Source organism: Vibrio sp. D173a, assembly GCF_030248475.1.
The window spans coordinates 1-688 of the sequence record NZ_JAHGAH010001485.1; the positions used below are offsets into that span (position 1 = coordinate 1).

Annotated in this window: 1 protein-coding gene and 1 pseudogene; one reads left to right on the forward strand and one right to left on the reverse strand. The window is 38.1% G+C overall.

The features are described 5' to 3' along the window. Positions 1 to 210, forward strand: a pseudogene (gene gltD, locus KIV40_RS34230) (glutamate synthase); the annotation flags it as partial. Between the two features lie 288 nt (positions 211 to 498). On the opposite strand, the gene KIV40_RS34235 reads toward gltD, so the two are convergent. Further along, positions 499 to 688 (reverse strand): hypothetical protein (locus KIV40_RS34235; protein ID WP_285353900.1); only part of this gene is annotated, 190 nt, incomplete at its 5' end.

Here is a 688-nt window from a genome sequence, read left to right on the forward strand (position 1 = left end):
ATCAAACTAGATGAGCGCGGTAACGTAGCAACAGATGGCTTCGCGACTAACCAAAAAGGTGTGTTCGCAGCGGGTGATATGCGTACTGGTCAGTCTCTGGTTGTACGTTGTAGCAACGAAGGTCGTGAATGTGCTATCGCGATCGACGATTACCTAATGGGCAATTCAAACCTTGAAGCGAAAGCTAACTCTTTGATGCTTTCCGCATAGAATTTTAATAACAATTCCTTCCAAACTTTTGGCCAACACTCTGTGTTGGCCTTTTTTGTATCTCCGATTCCAGTCACTCGTCATTTATCTATTTACCCATTTTTTATGAATTAAGACAAAAAAAACACACGTAACAATTATGATTAATAATCATTATCAAGTCAGTTGATAAGTCTAAAAAATACGATAAAACAACAACAAAAGAATCGAACTGGTTAATTTTGGTTCGCTTATTTAGATTAATTAACTATTCAAATAACCTTGAGCTAGAAAGCCAACTACTTGCTATCAATTTTTTAACATGATAAGTATGGAGATCGCTTTAAAAGAACAAGAATCGTTCAAATAAGAAAACCAACATTTTCTGTAGGAGCAGTCTAGTTGGTTTCCCCATTCGATGTTGTGAAAGGCTTCACTCACGATTGGGATATAAGCTGAGGCTTCGGCACTGTAGTGATACATGCCAAAGGCACCCGCA